Source organism: Streptococcus sp. SS-4456 (assembly GCF_036680365.1).
Classification (GTDB): domain Bacteria; phylum Bacillota; class Bacilli; order Lactobacillales; family Streptococcaceae; genus Streptococcus.
In genome coordinates, this window is the sequence record NZ_JAVIHI010000120.1 from 1 (window position 1) to 273 (window position 273).

The window sequence follows — 273 nt, forward strand, 5'->3', positions numbered from 1 at the left end:
TCATATGCGGGTTTGGCGGAATTGGCAGACGCACCAGATTTAGGATCTGGCGCTTTCGGGCGTGGGGGTTCAAGTCCCTTAACCCGCATAAGGAAATAATAATAGGCCGGCTTAGCTCAGTTGGTAGAGCATCTGATTTGTAATCAGAGGGTCGCGTGTTCAAGTCATGTAGCCGGCATTTGAAGAGATTGCGAACGTAGTTCAGTGGTAGAACACCACCTTGCCAAGGTGGGGGTCGCGGGTTCGAATCCCGTCGTTCGCTTTGAGAGGCCG

3 tRNA genes are annotated in these 273 nt (G+C 52.7%); all 3 read left to right on the plus strand.

The features are described from left to right. The first annotated feature begins 6 nt into the window (after positions 1-6). The 3 genes from RFK25_RS11665 to RFK25_RS11675 all read left to right on the plus strand — a co-directional run bounded on the left by RFK25_RS11665 (position 7) and on the right by RFK25_RS11675 (position 262). A tRNA-Leu gene (locus RFK25_RS11665) sits at positions 7-88 on the plus strand. Between the two features lie 17 nt (positions 89-105). After that, positions 106-178, plus strand: a tRNA-Thr gene (locus tag RFK25_RS11670). A 12-nt stretch (positions 179-190) separates the two neighbouring features. Next, a tRNA-Gly gene (locus RFK25_RS11675) sits at positions 191-262 on the plus strand. Positions 263-273: the final 11 nt, after the last annotated feature.